Origin of the sequence: Frigoribacterium sp. SL97 (assembly GCF_026625765.1) — a bacterium.
Taxonomy (GTDB): domain Bacteria; phylum Actinomycetota; class Actinomycetes; order Actinomycetales; family Microbacteriaceae; genus Frigoribacterium.
The window spans coordinates 583,330-601,841 of record NZ_CP113062.1; the positions used below are offsets into that span (position 1 = coordinate 583,330).

Consider the following 18,512-nt stretch of genomic DNA (forward strand, 5'->3'; position numbering starts at 1 on the left):
ATCACCCCGCACCACCCCTGGAGGAACAGACACCCATGGCATCCCTGCTCTATCGACTCGGCCGGTTCTCGGCCCGGCGGGCCTGGCTCGTCATCGTGGCCTGGCTGGTCGTGCTCGGCCTCGCCGGCGGCGCCTTCGCGCTGTTCGGCGGCACGCTGACCACCGCCGTCAGCATCCCCGGCACGGCGACCCAGAAGGTCAGCGACGAACTCGCCGAGAAGTTCCCCCAGGCGAGCGGCGGCACCGGAACGGTCGTCTTCACGACCGCCGACGACGCGGCCTTCACCGACCAGCAGAAGTCCGACATCGCGGCCCTGCTGACCGACGCGAAGGACCTGGACGACGTCAAGGGCACCACCGACCCGTTCGCGACCCAGCAGCAGATCGACGACCAGGGGCAGAAGATCACCGACGGCCGGGCCCAGATCGCCGCCGGCGAGGCCAAGATCACCTCGGGCCAGGCGCAGATCGATGCCGCGAAGGCCCAGATCACCGCCGGCCAGCAGCAGCTCGACGCCGCGAAGGCCCAGGCGCAGGCCGCCGGCGGGGCCGCACTCGCCGCCGCCACGCCGCAGCTCGAGGCCCAGCAGGCGCAGCTCGACGCGGGGACGCAGCAGATCGCCACGCAGCAGTCCACCCTCGACGCGGGCAAGGCCGAACTCGAGACGCAGAGCACCACGCTCGAGCAGGGTGCCTCGTTGCTCGAACTGACCGACGGCATCCGTCAGGTGTCGACCGACGGCACCACGGCCGTGGCCAGCATCCAGTTCGACAAGGCGCTCAACCTCGTCACCAGCGAGAACAAGGAGGCCGTCGTCGAGGCGATGAACGACGCCGACATCGACGGCGTCCAGGTCGAGGTGTCGAACGACATCGCGGCCAGCATCCCCGAGATCCTCGGCCCGGGCGAGGTGGCCGGCGTGGTCATCGCGGCCATCGTGCTGTTCGTCATGCTGGGCACGCTCATCGGTGCCGGCCTGCCCCTCGTCAACGCCCTGATCGGCGTCGGCGTCGGCGTGCTCGCCTCGCTGTCGCTCTCGGGCGCCGTCGAGATGCTGTCGGTCACGCCCGTGCTGGGCGTCATGCTCGGCCTCGCGGTCGGCATCGACTACTCGCTGTTCATCCTCAACCGGCACCGCACCCAGCTGAAAGAAGGGGTGCCGCTGCACGAGTCGATCGGCCTGGCCAACGGCACGTCGGGCAACGCGGTCGTCTTCGCCGGCTCGACCGTGCTGATCGCCCTGCTCGCACTGAACCTGACCGGCATCCCCTTCCTCGGCCTGATGGGCACCGTCGGCGCCGTCTGCGTGTTCGTGGCGATCCTCATCGCCATCACGCTCACCCCGGCGCTGCTGCGCCTCGTCGGCCTGCGCATCCTCACCAAGAAGGCCCGGAAGAACGTCGGCAACACGGGTGCCGTCCGCGTGCCGACCAAGCCGATGAGCACCACCCGCGCCGTGCTGACCCTCGTGGCCGGCGTCGCCGTGCTGCTGATCGTCGCCATCCCCGCGCTCTCGATGCGCCTCGGCCTGCCCGCCGGGTCGTCCGAGCCGGTCGACTCGAGCGCCTACAAGGCGTACAAGCTGATCGACGAAAAGTTCGGCGCCGGCGTCAACGGCCCCCTGGTCGTCGTGGCCGACCTGCCGACCGCGATCTCGGACGACGACCTCGTCTCCGAGCAGGTGCGCATCGGCACGATCCTCAAGGACCAGGACGACGTCGCCGCGGTCGCCCCCATCGGCGCCTCGGACGACGACACCCTTCTGGCGTTCCAGGTCGTGCCGAAGGGCGGTCCGACCGCCGAGTCGACCGAGCAGCTCGTCCGCGACCTGCGCGGCCTCGACATCGACGACGTCTCGTCGCTCGGCGTGGCCGGCAACGCCTCGGGCAACATCGACGTCAGCGAGAAGCTGGCCGGTGCCCTGCCCCTCTACCTGCTCGTCGTGGTCGGGCTGTCGTTGATCATCCTGATCTTCGTGTTCCGCTCGATCCTCGTGCCGATCACCGCCACCATCGGCTTCGTGCTGTCGCTGTTCGCCGCGTTCGGCGGCGTCACCGCGGTGTTCCAGTGGGGCTGGCTCGGTCCGGTCTTCGGCGTGCACGACCCGGGGCCGATCCTGAGCTTCCTGCCGATCCTGATGGTCGGCGTCCTGTTCGGGCTCGCGATGGACTACCAGCTGTTCCTGGTCAGCGGCATGCGCGAGGCGTACGCCCACGGCTCGCCGGCCCGCCTGGCCGTGCAGCGCGGCGTCCACGCCGGTCGCACGGTGGTCACGGCAGCGGCGCTGATCATGACGGCGGTCTTCTCGGGCTTCGTGTTCTCGAACTCGGTGATGATCCAGTCGATCGGCCTGGGCCTCGCCCTCGGCGTGCTGGTCGACGCGTTCGTCGTGCGCCTGCTGCTCATCCCGGCCGTGATGCACCTGCTCGGCGACGCCGCGTGGTGGCTGCCGAAGTGGCTCGACCGCATCCTGCCCGACGTCGACGTCGAGGGCGCCTCCCTCGAGCGGTCGCGGCCGCACGCCTCGGCCGGCGACGCGTCGGGCTCGGGTTCGGGTTCGGCCGCGGGCTCGGGCTCAGGCTCGGGCTCGGGTTCCGGTGACGGGCACGTCTCGCACGTCGACCCGACCGCTCCCGTGGACGCCGTCCCCGACGGCAGCGACCCCGACCACCACGGGCGCCACGCGGGCTGACCCCGCACGTCGCACCGCCGACTGGACGTCGCACCGCCGAACTCGGCGGTGCGACGTCCCTTTCGTGGTGCGTTGTGGCCGTGGCCGTGGCCGTGGCCGTGGCTGTGGCCGTGGCTGTGGCCGTCGCCGGCCTCGGGGACGCGACCCGCGCCTCCTGGTCGGGTCGCACCATCGTCGCGTGGTCGAACCACCCTCGAGCGGGGTTCGACGACGCGGGCGTGGTGCGACCCGGCCAGGACGAGGAGGCGCGGGCGTCGTTGCCGAGGAGCGCTCACGGTCATAGGGTGGCCGGGTGATCATCCCGTCCGCACCTGCGACGCCCACCGGGCGTGAGGGGGTCGTCGGCGCCGCGTGCGCCGGCTGCAGGTAGTCGCGTCTCCGCTGCGGATCGACCGTCGAGGTCCGACCGCGCACCCGTGCCGCGTGGGCTGCAGCCCCGGCACGATCCCACGAGAACACCCGGGTCGGCCGACGCGTCGACGGCGGGCACCCGCGCGGTCGCCGATCGCGCAGGTGTGCGCGTCGACGGCACCGTGCCCCGGGCCCGACGACCGGAGAACCACATGATCCCCCTGACCGAGAAGACCGTCCGCGCCTCGTTCGTCAACGCGAGCCGCCGAGAAGCAGCCGACCTGACGCTGCCGCCCGAGTTCGCCGACCTCGACTGGACCGACCTCGAGTACCTCGGTTGGCGAGACCCCAGGCTCGCCCGCCGGGCCTACGTCGTCGTGCCGACGCTCGACGCGGACGGCGAGCCGGGCCCCGCGGTCGCCGGCGTCGTGCTGCGGCAGGCCGAGGCCTCGCCCCGGCAGCGTGCGCAGTGCACCTGGTGCCAGGACGTCCGCCTGCCGGCCGACGTGCTGTTCTACGGCGCCAAGCGAGCCGGCGCGGCCGGACGCAACGGCGACACCGTGGGCACGCTCGTCTGCGGCGGGTTCGAGTGCTCGGCCAACGTGCACGTGCTGCCGCCCGAGGCCTACCTCGGGTTCGACGCCGAGGCGGCCCGACTCGAGCGCATCGCGAGCCTGCGCGTGCGGGCCGCGGGCTTCGTCGAGAACGTGCGCCGCGCCTCGTGATGTGCGCCGCGCCTCCTGACGGTCGCCGCACCTCCTGGTCCGACGAGAACCGGGTGGCACCACGCCCGCGTCGTCGAACCACCCTCGTGCGTGGTTGGACGACGCGGGCGTGGTGCGACCTCGACCGGGCGGGCGCGGAGGCGGCCCGGTCGCCTGACCGCAGGAGGGCGGGTCGCACCGCCGACTGAACGCCGCACCGCCGAAACACGCGGTGCGACGCTCAGTTGGCGGTGCGCTCCGCCCCGAGAGCGCAGGAGTCCCGCCCCGAGAGCGCAGGAGGCGCGGGCCGGCACCGTGGGACCCGCGGGTGGGTGACGGCCCGGCCCGCTCCCCGGGGCTCGGCGGTACCCTGGTGGGCATGTCGTCACCCGCCTGCCCGTCCCGCGCCCCGCGCCGGGCGCGCACGGCGCAGCAGGCGTTCCCGAAGCGGCTCGTGCTGACGAAGCGCACCTGCGGCACGAACGGCTGGATGAGCCTGTGGGGCAGCAACGCCCACGGCGAGATCGCCGGGTGCCCGCCGCCCGTGGCCTAGCACCGCTCCTCGTCGTCGACGGGTCGAGCGGACGCCCCGCCCTGCCCGCCGACGCTCCCGAAGGACGACGACCATGACCGACCGCACGCCCCCCGACCGCACGCCCGCCGACCCCGCTCCGGCCAGCCCCGCCCCCGCCACCGATCCGGCCGCCGCCCCCGACCCGACCCCCGCTCCTCCTGCCCCCGCCCACGCGCCCCGTGCCGAGGGCCGGGGCGCGCGGCTCTCGCGGTTCCTCAGCCGCGACACGACCGGCGGACTGCTGCTGCTCGCGGCGACCGTGCTCGCGCTCGTCCTGGCGAACAGCCCGGCCGGCTCGTTCTACTCGGCCGTGCGCGACGTGTCGTTCGGCCCCGAGGCGCTGCACCTGAACCTCAGCATGGGCAGCTGGGCGGCCGACGGGCTCCTCGCGATCTTCTTCTTCGTGGTCGGCCTCGAGCTGAAGCAGGAGTTCGTCGCCGGCTCGCTGCGCGACCCCCGGGTCGCCGTGCTGCCCATCACCGCGGCGGTCGGCGGGGTCGCCCTGCCGGCGCTGCTCTTCACGCTGATCAACCTCGGAGCCGGCCCCGACGCGCTCCAGGGGTGGGCGATCCCGGCCGCGACCGACATCGCGTTCGCCGTCGCCGTGATCGCCGTCGTCGGCAAGCGGCTGCCCCCGGCCCTGCGCACGTTTCTGTTGACCCTCGCCGTCGTCGACGACCTGATCGCGATCACGATCATCGCGGTGTTCTACACGGCGGGCATCGCCTTCGTCCCCTTGCTGTTGGCGCTGCTGCCGCTCGCCGCGTTCGCCGTGCTCGTCCGGCGTGGCGTGCGGGCGTGGTGGCTGCTGATCCCGCTGGGCGTCCTCGCCTGGGCCCTCGTGCACGCCTCGGGGGTGCACGCCACGATCGCGGGCGTGCTGCTCGGCCTGCTCGTGCCCGCGGTGGCGACGGCCCGGGCCGGCGTCACGCACGTCGGACCCGACGGCCACGAGGTGCGGCACCCGCTGACCCACCACTTCGCCGAGCGCTGGAGCCCGGTCTCGTCGGGCGTGGCGGTGCCCGTCTTCGCGTTCTTCTCGGCAGGCGTGACGGTCGGCGGGTTCGACGGGCTGGTCGAGTCGCTGAGCGACAGCGTCGCGATCGGCATCGTCGTGGCGCTCGTGCTCGGCAAGTCGATCGGCATCACCGGGGCGTCCCTGCTCGTGACGCGACTGCCCGGCATCCGGCTCGATCCGAGCCTGCGCTGGGGCGACGTGCTCGGGCTGTCGTTCGTGGCCGGCATCGGGTTCACCGTGTCGCTCCTGGTCGGCGAGCTCGCCTACGGCGCCGGCAGCGAGCAGGACGACGTGGTCAAGGTCGGCGTCCTCGTCGGCTCGCTCCTCTCGGCCCTGGTCGGCGGCGCGATCCTGGCCGTGCGCGGCCGGGCCCGCGGCCGCCTCGACGCCTGACGGGTCCGCCGACCCGCGCCTCCTGCGGTCGCGTGCCTCGATCACGGCAGCGCAGGAGGCGCGGGTCAGCTCGCGGGACGCGTCGCGACGATCGCCTCCGCGGCCGCCACCAGCAGGCCCTTCATCTCGGGCGTGGCACCGCTCGCGTAGCCGACCTGCAGCCACGATCCGTCGCTCAGGAGGTCGACGTAGCACGAGCTGCCCTCCAAGCTGACGCAGACGAAGGTCGCCGCGTCCGCGCCGGCGACCGACACGGGTTCGCTGTCGTCGACCGGCTCGTAGGCCCATTCGCCGCCGGGGACGATGGTGACCCGGAACTCGCCGAAGGAGCCGTCCGCCACGGGCTGGTCACCGGCCTCGAGGGGCAACACCCATCGGCAGTCGACCGACGAGTCCTTCGTGTCGGAGATGCCGTCGCCGACCTCCGTCCATGTGTGCTCCGCCGGGCCGACCAGTTCCGGTGAACCGACGATGGTGGGGACGTCCGCGCCGCTGAGCACGGAGCAGGTGGCGTCGGCCCAGTCGGTGGCGGGCGGCTGCCAGACGGCCGTCGGCGTCAGCCCGACGAGAGCGGTCGAGAGGGACCGCAGGGCTGACGAGACGTCGGCCCGTGCCGTGTCCTCGCTCCAGGCGTCGGGTGACGGATCGAACGACCAGGACGAGTCGTCGTAGAACGAGAACGAGATCCACCACGGGTCCGCGACGACGGAGGCGCGGCAGGACGAATTCCCTTCCGTGCCGCACGAGATCACGGACGACCGTCCGAGGCCCAGCGAGGAGTCGCCGGCGTCGTGGCGCTCGCTCGTCCACCGTGTTCCGGTCGTCACGTCGTTCGACACCCGGACGACGACGTTCGAGTACGAGCCGGCTTCGGACCTCCAGACGCAGGAGAGCACGCCCTGCTGGGCCAGACCGGCCTCCGTCGTGCGGTCGTAGTTCTTCGGCAGCAGTTCCGGAGCGTAGACGGGGTCGGGGATGAACGCCGTGAGATCGATGCCGTTCGTCAGCGTCGCGCAGTCGATCGGCGCCGACGGCACCGGTGCCACCACCGGCGCCACCGTCGGCGTCGGCCGCGGCGTCGCCGTCGGCCGGACCGTCGGCGTCGGGGTGGGCGTGCTCGTCGGCGTGGCCGGTGCCGACGCCTGGAACGGCGAGGGCAGCATGCCGAGCGCCAGCGCTCCCGAGCCGCCGCCGATCGCCAGCAGGGCGGCCAGGCCGAGGCCGAGGCCGAGGTTCCGGTTGCGCTTCCGGCGCGGGGACTCCGTGGTGCGTTCGAGGACGTTCTGCTTCATCGTGACGAGCATGCGGTTCAGCTCGTCTCCGGTGGGGGGCTCAGAGTTCATCGTTCATCACCGCCTTCTTCTTCAGTCGCGATCGGGTGCGCGACACGCGTTGGGTGACGGCGCCGATGCTCAGGCCGACCTGGGCGGCGGCCTCGCCGTAGGGGCGCCCCTCGATGAGGCAGAGCTCGACGATCTGCCGGTCGACCGGGCCGAGGGCGTCGATCTCGTCGCGGACCCAGCGCAGCCGGTCGCGCGCCTCCTCGCCGTGGTCGGGGGCGACGAGGTCGTCGGGCAGTTCGTCGGTGGCGGCACGGGCCTGCTTGCGGCGCAGGTTCGCGGCGTGGTTGCGGCAGACGACCAGCAACCAGGGCAGCAGCGAGTCCTCGGGCAGGTCGATCTGGTCGACCTTCTTCCAGAGGGTCACGAACGTGTCCTGCACGATCTCCTCGACGTCCATCCGGGTGGCGGCCAGCGCCCACGCGTAGCGGGTCACCGTCGCGGCGTGCCGGTCGAACAAGGCCGACAGTGCCCGCTGGTCACCCCCGACCGTGCGTCTGACGAGCTCGTCGTCGCCTTCCGTGTCGTGATCCACGTCCACCCCCTTCACTAGAGGAGTGTCGCGGAACCGGCGAACCTGACACGGGACCCCCGACGGATCGGCGGGCGGCGCGTCCCGACGGCACGGGACCCGGCCACCCGGGGTCGGTACGGTGTCCGCATGACCCCGACCCGCGCCTCCGTCCTGTTCGTCTGCCAGAAGAACGGGGGCAAGTCGCAGATGGCCGCCGGGCTGATGCGTGACCTCGCCGGCGACGAGGTCACGGTCGCGTCGGCCGGCACGACGCCCGGCACCGACCTCAACGCGCAGTCGGTCGAGTCGCTCGCCGAGCTCGGCATCGACCTCGGCGACGAGCACCCCAAGGCCCTCACCGAGCAGATGGTGCGCGACGCCGACGTGGTCGTCGTCCTCGGTCGGGAGGCGCGGGTCGACGAGGTCCCCGGCACCCGCTTCGAGACCTGGATCACCGACGAACCGTCCGAGCGGGGCGTCGAGGGCATGGAGCGCATGCGCCTCGTCCGCGACGACATCCGCGCCCGCGTCGCCGACCTGCACGCCCGCCTCTGACGCCGGGACGAACGAACGGAGGCGGTGGTGACCTCTCAACGTCACCACCGCCTCCCGGGCCGCCGCTGCCACGGCCACGGCCCACCCGCTCCGACCTCCACCGTGAACCGGGGGTCGGGGCGGGAGTCGGACCGGCTACCCCTTGACGCCGCCGGCGCTCAGGCCGGACTGCCAGAAGCGCTGGAGGAACAGGAACGCCACGACCAGCGGCAGGATCGACACGAACGACCCGGTCAGCACGGTCGAGAACAGCACCTGGGCGCCGCCGCCGCCGGTCGCCGCCTGCTGCCACTGCGCCAGGCCGACCGTCGCCGGGAACAGCGACGGGTCGTTCAGCATGATCAGCGGCAGGAAGTAGTTGTTCCAGGTCGAGACCAGGGCGAACAGCAGCACCGTGACGATGCCCGGCGCGAGCAGCCGGGACGCGATCGTCAGGAAGATCCGCAGTTCGCCGGCCCCGTCGATGCGGGCCGCCTCGAGCAGGCTGTCGTCGACCGCCTCGCTCGCGTAGACGCGCATCAGGTAGACGCCGAACGGGCTGACCAGCGACGGCAGGATGATCGCCCACGGGGTGTCGACGAGGTTCGCCGCGCTGAACAGCAGGTAGGTCGGGATCGCCAGCGCCGTCAGCGGCACCATGACCGCCCCGAGGATCAGCCCGAAGACGAACGACCTGCCCTTGAAGACGTACTTGGCCAGCGAGTAGCCGCACATCGTGGCGAGCACCGCCGCACCGACCGAGCTGACCACGGCGTAGAGCACCGTGTTGCCCATCCACTGCACGAAGATGCCGTCCTGGAACGTGAACAGCTGCGCCAGGTTGTCGCCCAGGGCGAAGGTGCGGCCGAAGGCCAGGCCGAACGTCGAGAAGATGTCGCCGTTGGTCTTCGTCGCCTGGATCGCCAACCAGACCAGCGGCAGCAGGAAGTACGCCAGCGTGATCCAGAGGATCACGGTGAGGATCGGCGTCTTGCGCTTGGACCGCTCGACGCGGCGTCGCGGGCGGCGATTGCCCGCGCCTCCGGAGCCCTCGAGGCGGCGGACGGGACGGTCGACGGACGTGGCCCCGGCGGTGTCGACGGGGGCGGGTGCGATCGTCACGACAGTCGCTCCTTGCGTGAGGTGGCGAGCTGCACCACGTAGCTGATGATCATGATGAGGAACCCGAGCAGGAACGCGATGGCCGCGGCGTAGTTGACGTCCTGGTTCTTGAACGCGACGTTGTACGCGTAGAGGTTCGGGGTGAAGTCCGACCCGATCGCGTTGGGCGCGATGCTGTAGAGCAGGTTGGGCTCGTTGAAGAGCTGGAACGACCCGATCACCGAGAAGATCACGGTCAGCAGGATCGCCGAGCGGATCGCCGGGATCTTGATGCTCCACGCCACCCGCCAGGGCCCGGCGCCGTCGATCTCGGCGGCCTCGTACATCTCGGTCGGCACGCTGCGCAGGGCGGCGTACAGCACGATCATGTTGTAGCCGATGAACTCCCAGCTGACGATGTTCATCGTGCTGCCGAGCACGTTCTGCGGCGACAGCAGGTCGGGCGGCGTGAGGCCGACACCGCTGATCACCTGGGCGATCAGGCCGGACTCGCGGCCGTAGAGGTAGCCCCACATCAGCGTCGCGACGACGCCGGGCACGGCGTACGGCACGAAGATCGCGAGGCGGACGAACTTGCTGCCGGCCACCCGGCCGGTGTCGAGGGCGAGGGCGACGAACAGGGCGATCACGAGCATGATCGGCACCTGCACGAAGAGGAACAGCGCGACCCGCCCGAGGCCGGCCCAGAAGCTCGGGTCGTTCAGTGCGCGGCTGTAGTTGGCGAGGCCCGAGAAGACCTGCCCGCCGACGAGCTGCGAGGTGAAGGTGCTCAGGTAGCCCGCGTAGCCGAGCGGCACGAGGAACATCGCCGCGAAGACGAGCAGGAACGGGATCGCCAGGGCCCAGGCCGCGACGAGCTGCGGTCGGTGCAGCGAGCTCGTGCGCCGCGGGGTGGCGGGCTGACGGGACGAGGAGGCGCGGGTCGCGTCTCGACGAGGGGTGACGGAGGTGGACATGGGGCTCCTTGCCGGGCCGAGGGGGTGCCGCCCGAGGGCGGGCGGCACCCCGTGAGCGCTACTTGACGGTGAAGCCCTGCTGCTTCGCGTAGGCGGTGACGTCGTCCTGCCACGCCGTGAGGGCGGCGGAGAGGTCGGAGTGGTCGGCGATCGCCTTGCCGAGCGTGTCGTTGAAGCTCGAGTAGACGTAGTCCATGAACGGCAGCCACTGGAAGTCGGTGCTGACCGTGTCCGAGACGCCGGCGAAGAGCTCGTTGACCTTCTGGCCGCCGTAGAAGTCCGAGGCGGTGTCGGTGAAGTCGCTGCTCGAGAGGGTGTCGGTCGTCGTCGGGAACAGGAACTGCTCGTTCGCGAAGGCGAGGGTCGCCTCGGGGTCGCTGTTCAGGAACTTGCTGAACTCGGCCGCGGCGATCGGGTTCTGCGTGCCCGTGATGACGGCGTCGCTCGATCCGCCCCAGTTGCCCGAGACGTCCTCACCGGCCTTCCACTGCGGGATCTTCGCGGCGGTCCACTTGCCGCTCGTGTTCGCGGCCGTGCCCTGCAGGAAGACGGGGCCCCAGGCGGCGGTCTGCCAGCTGGCGTACTTGCCCGACGAGAAGCCCTGGTACCAGGCGTCGTTGAAGTCGGCGTCGGTCGAGACGAGGTCCTTGTCGATCAGGTCCTGCCAGAACGTGACGACCTTCTGCGTCTCGGTCGAGTCGAGGTCGATGCCGACGGTCTTGTCGCCGTCGTACGAGAACGGCTTGGCGCCGGCCTGCCAGAACAGCCCGACGATCTGGCCGGGGTCGTTGCCGGGCAGGTTCGAGATGTACGAGTCGGTCTTGTCCTTGATCGTCTGCGCGTCGGTCGCGAAGTCGGCCCAGGTCTCGGGCGCCTCCGTCAGCCCCGCCTGCTCGTAGATGTCCGAGCGGTAGAGGTTGCCGAGCGGGCCCGAGTCCTGCGGTACGGACCAGACGCCGGTGTCGTCCGCGACCTGGTTCCAGACCCACGGGACGTACTTCGACTCGAGGTCCGCGCCTCCGTAGGGGGTCAGGTCGACGAGGCTGCCGGTCTGGCGGAAGGACGGGATGTACTGGTACTCGATCTGGGCGACGTCGGGTGCGCCCTTGCCGGCCTTCAGCGCCGTCCGCAGCTTCGGGTACTGCGCGGTGCCGGTGCCCACGTTGACGACGTCGACCTTGATCTTCGGGTACTTGGCCTCGAACAGGTCGACCTCCTTCTGGACGTCGGGCACCCAGGTCCAGAAGGTGAGGGTCGTGTCGGTGTCCATGGCCTTGTCGATGTCGGCCTGCGAGACGGGCGCGGTGTCGCCACCACCACCCGCGCCTCCGCCGGACGGGGCGCAGCCGGTCAGCACGAACGCCGACACGACGGCGAGTGACACGAGCGCCTTTGCTGTGGTCTTTCTCTTCATGGTGGTTCTTCCTCGAGGGGGTGGGGGAGTGGTGCAGGGGATCGGGTGGTGCAGGGGGGACGTGGTGCGGGTCGGTGGGGTGGGGTGGTGCGGGCCGGGTGCTGCGGGGGACGTCGTGCGGGTCGGGCGGCCGGGTCGGGGAGGCCGGGTCGGGCCGCCTACGAGGCGTCGGCGTCGACGAGCTCGTACACGTGGGCCGCGCGCGGGGCGAGGGTCAGGGTGGTGCCGGCGGCGACGACCTCCCGGGTCTCGAGGTCGCGCACCGCGGAGGGCGTGGTGACCGTTCCCTCGTGGGCCGACCAGTTCGACACGAACGCGAGCCCTGGGGCTCCGGCCCGTGAACCGGTGGTGACCGTGACCGTCTCGGTCGCCGCCCACGTGCCCGCCGCCGTGGCGGGCACGAGCCACCGGGCGATCGAGCGCGAGAGCTCGGGGTTGGGCACGGTCGCGACGTAGCTGACGCGGCCGGCTCCGGAGGCGCGGGTCGTCAGCATCGCGTCGGCCCCGATCTCGGTCGGCGCGGCCCGCAGCACGACGGTGGCGTCCTCGACGTGCAGGACGTCGGCCCAGCGGGTGCCGGCGGAGCCCGGCTCGAGGACGAAGGGTGCGTCGGCGGGGAGGCCGGGGCGGTGACGTCCTCGGCGGCCGCGGCCGCGCCTCCTGCGGTCGTGCCGTCGCTGCGCTCGGCGGTGCCGGCGTCCGCGACGTGGACGGCGAGGGGGTGGTCGAGGTTGGTGTACTCCTCGTACCAGACCCCCGCGGGGCCCGAGAGCCGGGCGGGTGCCGGGTCGCGGCGGGCCCGGGCGAGCTCGTCGCCGTAGGCCGTGCGGATGCCCACCACCAGGTGGCCGCCCGCCTCGGCGTAGGCGGTGAGCGCGGTGAGCGTGGCGTCGTCGACGACGTACAGCGCCGGCACGACGAGCACGGGGTGCGTCGCGGCCAGCTCGGCCGGGTCGGCGGCGAGGAACTGCGTCACGTGCTGGATGCGCACCTGCACGCCCGCCTCGGCGAGCCCGCGGTAGTGCGCGTCGAACAGGTGGAGGTACGACTCCGGGTCGGGGGTGCCGTCGGGCAGGGCCAGCGGCGGGTACGTCTCGAACGACCACTTGGTCTCGGTCGACCAGAGCATCAGCACGTCGGCGTCGGGCTCGAGGCCGTCGACGGCGCCGCCGACCGCCTTGAGCGTGGCGCCCAGGGCCGAGACCTCGCGGTGGATGCGACCGGGACGCTGGCTGTGCGGCAGCACGCCGCCCCAGTACGTCTCGACGCCGAAGTGCAGCGTGTGCCAGTGCCAGTACTCGACCATGCGGGCACCGCGGGAGACGAGCGCGAGCGCGGCCTGCTTGATCTGCCCGTCGAACGGCGGGTGGTTCTGCCAGGGGCCGCCGATCGACTGCGCGTTGGTCTCGGTGACGAGGAAGGGAGCCTGCGCCGACGAGAACGCCCGGTCGCCCCACTGCTGCAGGGCCCAGACGCCGGTGTGCCACCAGCCGGCCTCGCGGGGCACCTCGACGCCGAGCGTCAGGCCGTCCTGCATCTTGTAGTACGGGTTCCCGGCGGTGACGTCGAGGCTCTCGACGAGCCGCTCGTCGGCGACCTGCGGGCGCGAGTACGAGATGCAGGTGGTGACGAACTGGTCGTCGCGGGCGTACTCGCGGACGACGTCGGCCTGCCAGGCGATCAGCTCGTCGGCCAGCTCGCCCTGGAAGCGCCGCCACTCGAGGTCGTACTGCGGCTGCACGTTGCCGTCGGGACGCCAGAGCTGCGACCACTCGGTCAGCCGGTGCGACCAGTAGACCAGGCCCCACTCCTCGTTGAGGCGCTCGACGGTGCCGTACTTGCGCTGCAGCCAGGCCACGAAGCGGTCGAAGACCTGGTCGTTGCGCGGGCGCTCGTTGCCGGGCTCGTTGTCGACCTGCCAACCGATCACGGCGGGGTGCTGCGCGTAGCGCTCGACGACCTTGCGGACGACGCGCTCGGCGTAGAAGCGGTAGGCGGGGTGGCTCTGGTCCATCTCCTGTCGGGCGCCCCAGCCGGCGCGGACGCCGGTGGTCCGCTCGGCGGCGATCTCGGGGTGGCGCACCTGCAGCCACGGCGGCACCGCGTAGGTCGGGGTGCCGAGCACCACCGCGATGCCGCGGGCGTGGGCGCCGTCGAGCACGGGCTGGAGCCAGTCGAGGTCGAACTCGCCCTCGCGCGGCTCCCACGTCGACCAGACCGACTCGCCCACGCGGATCACCGTGAAGCCCGCCTCGACCATCAGGTCGAGGTCGCGGTCGAGGGTGCCCGCCTGCTGGTACTCGGCGTAGTAGGCGGCTCCGAAGAGCACCCCGGAATGGCGTGGAGCAGAAGTCATCGTTGACCCGTTCGTGTGTGTCGGCTGCGGTGGCGACCGCCGACGTCGTCCCGCGCGTACTCGGGACGTCGATCGATGTTCGGTGGATGTTGTCGATAACATCGGCGTCTGCGGAGAACGTAACCCACGTGCCGCCACCTGCGCAAGACCCCGTCGTCGACGGGTCCCCGGGGGAGGAGGCGCGGGTCGGCCCGCGCGGCTCGGCCTGCGCCGGTGGGCCTGCGCCGATGGGCCCGCGCCCGGGGGCGTCAGCCGCGCGCGGGTGCGGTCGAGGCGCGCGCGACGAGGGACGGCACCGGCAGGCGGCTGGCCGTGTCGGGGCTGCGTCCCTCGATGTGGGCGATCAGCGACGTCATCACGTGTGCCCCCTCGAAGCCGAAGTCGAGTGCCACGGTGGAGAGCGACGGCACCATGAACCGCGCCTCGGGAGTGTCGTCGTTGCCGACCACGCTGACCTCGTGCGGCACCGAGACGCCCTCGGCGGCGAGGGCGGCGAGCAGCCCCATCGCCATGGCGTCGTTCGCGACGGCGATGGCGGTGAAGTCGTCCGTCCGGGCGGCCAGTCGCAGCCCGATGTCGTAGCCGGCCGCCGCGGACCAGTCGCCGACGTCGGTGACCGTCACCGCGCCTCCGGACCCGGTCACCGCCTGGCGGAACCCGTCGGCGCGCTCGCGGGCGGCCAGCCACTGGTCCGGCCCGGCGACGTAGGCCACGCGGCGGTGGCCGAGGCGCACGAGGTGCTCGGCCGCGACCCGGCCGGCGTGCTCGTTGATCGACTCGGTGGTGCCCTCGACCATCAGCCCGAAGTCACGCGCCACGGGCACCGAGATCGCCCGGCGTTCGAGCGCCGACCGGGCGACGGCGGTCTGCGCGGTCACGACGATGCCGGCGATCTGCTGCCCGAGCATCAGGTCGAGGGCGTCGTCGACCGAGCGCTCGTCGCCGCCGTCCATCGAGACGATGTCGGTGACGTAGCCGAGCGAACGCGCGGCCTCCGTGGCCCCGGCGATCGTGCGGGCGGGCCCCGACTGGTGCATGTTGTCGGCGAGCAGCCCGATGCGGTTCGTCCGCTGCAGGCGCAGGTAGCGGGCCGCCGAGTTGGGGCGGTACTCGAGCTCGGCGAGGGCCTGCTCGACCTTCTCGCGGGTGGCGGGACGGATGCCCTCGAACCCCCGTAGGAACCTGCTGACGGTCTGGTGCGAGACGCCCGCGCGCTTCGCCACGTCGTAGATCGTGGCGTCCTTCATGCCCCGAGGGTAGCGGTGCCCGGAGGCCCGTGCCCCGCCCGGGGGCGAGCCCGGGACGTGGACGGACCCGGGGTGTGGACGGACCCGGGGTGTGGACGCGCCCGAGGTGTGGACGCGCCCGGCTAGGCGGTGCGCTCGATCTCGCGGGTGATGCCGACGAGCACGCGGCGCATGTACGGCGCCCAGGCGAAGCGCACGATGCCGCGCACGATCGCCCCGCGCCCCGGTCGGGCGAAGAACGAGTAGGTCCAGTCGACCCGCGTGCGCCCGCTCGGGGTCGCCCGGTAGCTCCAGTCGGCGCGGCCGCCCGTCACCAGCCGCCCGAGCAGCCCGGTGAACTCGCTGAGCTCGTAGACGAAGACTCCGTCGGGCTCCACGCGCACGAGGCTCTCGACGACGCTGCTGCCGTCCGACAGCTCGAGCCGGCGGGTGCGCCCCACGGCGTCCCACGGGCCGGTCTGATCGTGGACGGCCACGACGGCCGGGATCACCCCCGCCCTCGGATAGAACCCGACGGGGGTCAGCGGCGTCGCGATGCTCCACGCCCGGTCGAGCGGAGCGGCGGCGACGCGCGCGGTGCTCGCGCTCGCGGTGACGGTCATGCCGAGGGGTTCGGAACGGAGGGCGCGAACGACGGGACGGGTCCTCCCCAGGCGCCCCGCGCCTCCTGACCGTCCCCCCAGGAGGCGCGGGTCGGCTCCCGGGTACGCCGGACGAGAGCAGACTGGCCGCGTGAAGACGACGACGTTACCCACCACCGACCGCCCCGCCTCGACCATCGTCCTCGGGCTCATGCGCATCTCGGGCATGACCGACGACGCGATCCGTGAACTCGTGGCCGAGGCCCGAGACCTCGGCATCGACTTCTTCGACCACGCCGACGTGTACGGCGACCACCCCCACCACTGCGAGCAGCGCTTCGGCGACGCCGTCACCATGACCTCGTCCGAGCGCGACGCGATCCAGCTGCAGAGCAAGGTCGGCATCCGTGACGGCTTCTGGGACTTCTCGACCGAGCACATCCTCGAGTCGGTCGACGCCTCGCTCGCCGCCCTGCACACCGACCGCCTCGACGTGCTGCTGCTGCACCGCCCCGACGCCCTGGTCGAGCCCGACGAGGTGGCCGCCGCCTTCGACCAGCTGCACGCCGCCGGCAAGGTGCGCCACTTCGGCGTCTCGAACCACACGCCCGCCCAGGTCGAGCTGCTCAAGCGCAGCGTGACGCAGCCGCTGATCGTCAACCAGGTGCAGCTCAGCATCACCCACGCCCCGCTGATCGCGGCGGGCGTCGCGGCCAACATGGCCGGGCTCGACCAGTCCGTCGACCGCGACAACGGCATCCTCGACCACAGCCGCCTGAACGACATGACCTTGCAGGCCTGGTCGCCGTTCCAGAAGGGGTTCTTCGACGGCGTGTTCCTCGGCGACCGTGACGGCTACCCCGAGCTCAACGACGTCATCGACGAGCTCGCTGCCAAGTACGACGTCCCGCCGTCGGCGATCCCCGTGGCCTGGATCACCCGGCACCCGGCCCGGATGCAGGTCGTGCTCGGCACCACGAGCGTCGCGCACCTCCGCGACAGCGCCGCGGGGTCGGACGTGCCCCTGACCCGGCCCGAGTGGTACCGGCTCTTCACGGCGGCCGGGCACACGCTGCCGTAGCGCGCTGCGCTGCGCTGCGCTGCGCTGCGCTGGGCTGCGCCCGCCGGTCCGCCCCCCATCCCTTTTCCCCCGCTCGCCGCCACGAAGCAAACACACCGCCATCTTTTTGCGTGGCGGGTTGTTTACTCCGTGGCGGGGTGGCGGGGTGGCGGGGTGGCGGGGTGGCGGGACGAGCGGCCGAGCGGCGGGGCAGCGGGCCTCATGCGGGGTCACACTCCGACCGGCGCGGAGGGAATGTCCTAGGGTCGACAGGGCGTTGGGACGCACAGATCGGTGCAGAGACCGAGGTGCCTCCCGCGCCCCGTCCGCACCCCGAAGGGACCATCGTGACCCAGCCCAAGATGAACGTCGAGTCGTTCAACCTCGACCACCGCACCGTCGCCGCGCCCTACGTGCGCGTCGCCGACCAGAAGACGTTGCCGCACGGCGACGTCATCACCAAGTTCGACGTCCGGTTCACGCAACCGAACGAGGCTCACCTCGACATGGCGTCGGTCCACTCGCTCGAGCACCTCTTCGCCGAGCACTCCCGCAACCGCTCCGGCGACGTCATCGACTTCTCGCCGATGGGCTGCCAGACCGGTTTCTACCTGATCCTGCAGGGCGACCCCGCGATGGACGACGTCCTGTCGCTGATCGAGGGCACCCTCACCGACATCACCACCGCGACCGAGGTCCCCGCGGCCAACGAGGTCCAGTGCGGCTGGGGTGCCAACCACACGCTCGAGGGTGCCCAGGGCGTCGCCCGCGACTTCCTCGCGGCCCGCGACGAGTGGTCGACCGTCACCCGATGAGCGGAACGCACGCCGCGCCTCCTGCCGACGGGGTCGCGGCGGTCGCCGTCCCCCCGATCATCGTCGTCGTGGCGATGGCCGACGAGGCGGCGCCGTTCGTCTCCCGGGCGTCGCGCGTCGACGAGCCGGTCGCCGTCGGCGGGTCGCTGCAGCGGGTCGTCGAGATCGACGGGGTCGAGCTGCTGCTCGTGCAGAGCGGCATCGGGTTCGTCAACGCCGCCGGAGCGACCACGTCGGCCATCGTGCGGGCCGGCTCGCTTGAGGGTGTCGTGCCGACCGTGATCAGCGCCGGCACCGCTGCGGGCATGGGCGCCGGCATCGAGATCGGCGACGTCGTCGCGGGCTCTGAGTACGTCAACCTCGACGCCGACGCGCGCGTGTTCGGCTACCGGCTGGGGCAGGTCCCCGGGATGCCGGCCAGCTTCCACGCCGACGAGTCCCTGATGGAGGCGGCGGTCGCGTACGACACGTCCGTCCCGTCCGACGCGTCGGCCGGCTCGGGCGAGCCGTCGGCCGGGTCGGACGGCACGTCGGCTGGTCCGTGGGCCGTACGCCCGGGGTTGATCGCGTCGAGCGACGCGTTCATGACCGCCGAGCGCGTGATCGGCGTGCGCAGCGCCTTCGCCGACGTCGTCGACGTGGACGCCGTCGACATGGAGTCGATGGCGATCGCGCAGACCTGCCACGTCCACCACGTGCCGTTCGTCTCGGTGCGCGGCATCAGCGACCTCGCCGGTCCGGACGCCCACGACGTGCACGACGAGAACCTCGCCCTGACGGCGGGGCGATCGGCGGACGTCACGATGCACCTCGTGCGGGCGATCACCGCGCGCTGAGCGA

17 protein-coding genes are annotated in these 18,512 nt (G+C 72.1%); 8 read left to right on the forward strand and 9 right to left on the reverse strand.

Annotated elements, in window-relative coordinates; genetic code table 11:
* The first annotated feature begins 35 nt into the window (after positions 1–35).
* The 4 genes from OVA02_RS02870 (at position 36) to nhaA (ending at position 5,733) form a co-directional block, all read left to right on the forward strand.
* The gene (locus tag OVA02_RS02870; protein ID WP_267659213.1) at positions 36–2,693 is read left to right on the forward strand and encodes an MMPL family transporter; all 2,658 of its coding nucleotides are present in this window, start codon (positions 36–38) and stop codon (positions 2,691–2,693) included.
* A gap of 563 nt (positions 2,694–3,256) precedes the next feature.
* Positions 3,257–3,769 carry an FBP domain-containing protein gene (locus OVA02_RS02875; RefSeq protein ID WP_267659214.1) on the forward strand — a complete coding sequence of 171 codons (513 nt, stop codon included), beginning with the start codon at positions 3,257–3,259 and terminating at the stop codon, positions 3,767–3,769.
* Between the two features lie 358 nt (positions 3,770–4,127).
* The gene (locus tag OVA02_RS02880; RefSeq protein WP_157485188.1) at positions 4,128–4,301 is read left to right on the forward strand and encodes a hypothetical protein; all 174 of its coding nucleotides are present in this window, start codon (positions 4,128–4,130) and stop codon (positions 4,299–4,301) included.
* Positions 4,302–4,374: 73 nt separating this feature from the next.
* A complete protein-coding gene (gene nhaA / locus OVA02_RS02885) occupies positions 4,375–5,733 on the forward strand; it encodes a Na+/H+ antiporter NhaA (RefSeq protein ID WP_267659215.1) in 1,359 nt (452 codons plus the stop codon).
* A 65-nt stretch (positions 5,734–5,798) separates the two neighbouring features.
* Here nhaA and OVA02_RS02890 read toward each other — a convergent pair whose 3' ends face one another.
* Positions 5,799–7,076 carry a hypothetical protein gene (locus OVA02_RS02890; RefSeq protein ID WP_267659216.1) on the reverse strand — a complete coding sequence of 426 codons (1,278 nt, stop codon included), beginning with the start codon at positions 7,074–7,076 and terminating at the stop codon, positions 5,799–5,801.
* Positions 7,066–7,608: an RNA polymerase sigma factor gene (locus OVA02_RS02895; protein WP_082460151.1), complete on the reverse strand. Its 543-nt coding sequence runs from the start codon at positions 7,606–7,608 to the stop codon at positions 7,066–7,068. The genes OVA02_RS02890 and OVA02_RS02895 overlap by 11 nt, the downstream gene beginning before the upstream one ends.
* Before the next feature lie 126 nt (positions 7,609–7,734).
* Between OVA02_RS02895 and OVA02_RS02900 the strand changes: the two genes are divergently transcribed.
* Positions 7,735–8,142 (forward strand): low molecular weight phosphatase family protein, encoded by a 408-nt coding sequence (locus OVA02_RS02900; RefSeq protein ID WP_267659217.1) that lies wholly within the window; start codon positions 7,735–7,737, stop codon positions 8,140–8,142.
* A gap of 135 nt (positions 8,143–8,277) precedes the next feature.
* Here the strand turns inward: OVA02_RS02900 and OVA02_RS02905 are convergent, their stop codons facing one another.
* From OVA02_RS02905 to OVA02_RS02935, 7 genes are all read right to left on the reverse strand, one after another.
* Complete coding sequence (locus tag OVA02_RS02905; protein ID WP_082460077.1) at positions 8,278–9,243, reverse strand: carbohydrate ABC transporter permease; 966 nt, start codon at positions 9,241–9,243, stop codon at positions 8,278–8,280.
* Positions 9,240–10,199 carry a carbohydrate ABC transporter permease gene (locus OVA02_RS02910; RefSeq protein ID WP_056043881.1) on the reverse strand — a complete coding sequence of 320 codons (960 nt, stop codon included), beginning with the start codon at positions 10,197–10,199 and terminating at the stop codon, positions 9,240–9,242. The genes OVA02_RS02905 and OVA02_RS02910 overlap by 4 nt, the downstream gene beginning before the upstream one ends.
* 58 nt (positions 10,200–10,257) lie before the next feature.
* On the reverse strand, positions 10,258–11,613 hold the full coding sequence (locus OVA02_RS02915) for an ABC transporter substrate-binding protein (RefSeq protein ID WP_159829069.1): 1,356 nt from the start codon (positions 11,611–11,613) through the stop codon (positions 10,258–10,260).
* Between the two features lie 158 nt (positions 11,614–11,771).
* Positions 11,772–12,146 carry a hypothetical protein gene (locus OVA02_RS02920; protein WP_267659218.1) on the reverse strand — a complete coding sequence of 125 codons (375 nt, stop codon included), beginning with the start codon at positions 12,144–12,146 and terminating at the stop codon, positions 11,772–11,774.
* The gene (locus tag OVA02_RS02925; protein ID WP_267659219.1) at positions 12,101–13,969 is read right to left on the reverse strand and encodes a beta-galactosidase; all 1,869 of its coding nucleotides are present in this window, start codon (positions 13,967–13,969) and stop codon (positions 12,101–12,103) included. Before OVA02_RS02925 ends, OVA02_RS02920 begins: the two co-directional genes overlap by 46 nt.
* 248 nt (positions 13,970–14,217) lie before the next feature.
* The gene (locus OVA02_RS02930) at positions 14,218–15,216 is read right to left on the reverse strand and encodes a LacI family DNA-binding transcriptional regulator (RefSeq protein ID WP_267659220.1); all 999 of its coding nucleotides are present in this window, start codon (positions 15,214–15,216) and stop codon (positions 14,218–14,220) included.
* A 122-nt stretch (positions 15,217–15,338) separates the two neighbouring features.
* Positions 15,339–15,818: an SRPBCC family protein gene (locus OVA02_RS02935; protein WP_056043870.1), complete on the reverse strand. Its 480-nt coding sequence runs from the start codon at positions 15,816–15,818 to the stop codon at positions 15,339–15,341.
* Positions 15,819–15,948: 130 nt separating this feature from the next.
* Between OVA02_RS02935 and OVA02_RS02940 the strand changes: the two genes are divergently transcribed.
* The 3 genes from OVA02_RS02940 to OVA02_RS02950 all read left to right on the forward strand — a co-directional run bounded on the left by OVA02_RS02940 (position 15,949) and on the right by OVA02_RS02950 (position 18,508).
* On the forward strand, positions 15,949–16,878 hold the full coding sequence (locus OVA02_RS02940; RefSeq protein WP_056043866.1) for an aldo/keto reductase: 930 nt from the start codon (positions 15,949–15,951) through the stop codon (positions 16,876–16,878).
* A gap of 341 nt (positions 16,879–17,219) precedes the next feature.
* Complete coding sequence (locus OVA02_RS02945) at positions 17,220–17,672, forward strand: S-ribosylhomocysteine lyase (RefSeq protein ID WP_043597358.1); 453 nt, start codon at positions 17,220–17,222, stop codon at positions 17,670–17,672.
* Entirely contained in the window at positions 17,669–18,508 is an 840-nt protein-coding gene (locus OVA02_RS02950) for a 5'-methylthioadenosine/S-adenosylhomocysteine nucleosidase (protein WP_267659221.1), read from the forward strand. The genes OVA02_RS02945 and OVA02_RS02950 overlap by 4 nt, the downstream gene beginning before the upstream one ends.
* The last annotated feature ends 4 nt before the right edge of the window (positions 18,509–18,512 follow it).

What these genes read in the sequence shown, in the direction of transcription:
- OVA02_RS02870 (WP_267659213.1), top strand. Translation starts at nt 36, where the DNA reads ATGGCATCCCTGCTCTATCGACTCGGCCGGTTCTCGGCCCGGCGGGCC.
- OVA02_RS02875 (WP_267659214.1), top strand. Translation starts at nt 3,257, where the DNA reads ATGATCCCCCTGACCGAGAAGACCGTCCGCGCCTCGTTCGTCAACGCG.
- OVA02_RS02880 (WP_157485188.1), top strand. Translation starts at nt 4,128, where the DNA reads ATGTCGTCACCCGCCTGCCCGTCCCGCGCCCCGCGCCGGGCGCGCACG.
- nhaA (WP_267659215.1), top strand. Translation starts at nt 4,375, where the DNA reads ATGACCGACCGCACGCCCCCCGACCGCACGCCCGCCGACCCCGCTCCG.
- OVA02_RS02890 (WP_267659216.1), bottom strand. Translation starts at nt 7,076, where the DNA reads ATGAACTCTGAGCCCCCCACCGGAGACGAGCTGAACCGCATGCTCGTC.
- OVA02_RS02900 (WP_267659217.1), top strand. Translation starts at nt 7,735, where the DNA reads ATGACCCCGACCCGCGCCTCCGTCCTGTTCGTCTGCCAGAAGAACGGG.
- OVA02_RS02910 (WP_056043881.1), bottom strand. Translation starts at nt 10,199, where the DNA reads ATGTCCACCTCCGTCACCCCTCGTCGAGACGCGACCCGCGCCTCCTCG.
- OVA02_RS02915 (WP_159829069.1), bottom strand. Translation starts at nt 11,613, where the DNA reads ATGAAGAGAAAGACCACAGCAAAGGCGCTCGTGTCACTCGCCGTCGTG.
- OVA02_RS02925 (WP_267659219.1), bottom strand. Translation starts at nt 13,969, where the DNA reads ATGACTTCTGCTCCACGCCATTCCGGGGTGCTCTTCGGAGCCGCCTAC.
- OVA02_RS02930 (WP_267659220.1), bottom strand. Translation starts at nt 15,216, where the DNA reads ATGAAGGACGCCACGATCTACGACGTGGCGAAGCGCGCGGGCGTCTCG.
- OVA02_RS02935 (WP_056043870.1), bottom strand. Translation starts at nt 15,818, where the DNA reads ATGACCGTCACCGCGAGCGCGAGCACCGCGCGCGTCGCCGCCGCTCCG.
- OVA02_RS02945 (WP_043597358.1), top strand. Translation starts at nt 17,220, where the DNA reads ATGAACGTCGAGTCGTTCAACCTCGACCACCGCACCGTCGCCGCGCCC.
- OVA02_RS02950 (WP_267659221.1), top strand. Translation starts at nt 17,669, where the DNA reads ATGAGCGGAACGCACGCCGCGCCTCCTGCCGACGGGGTCGCGGCGGTC.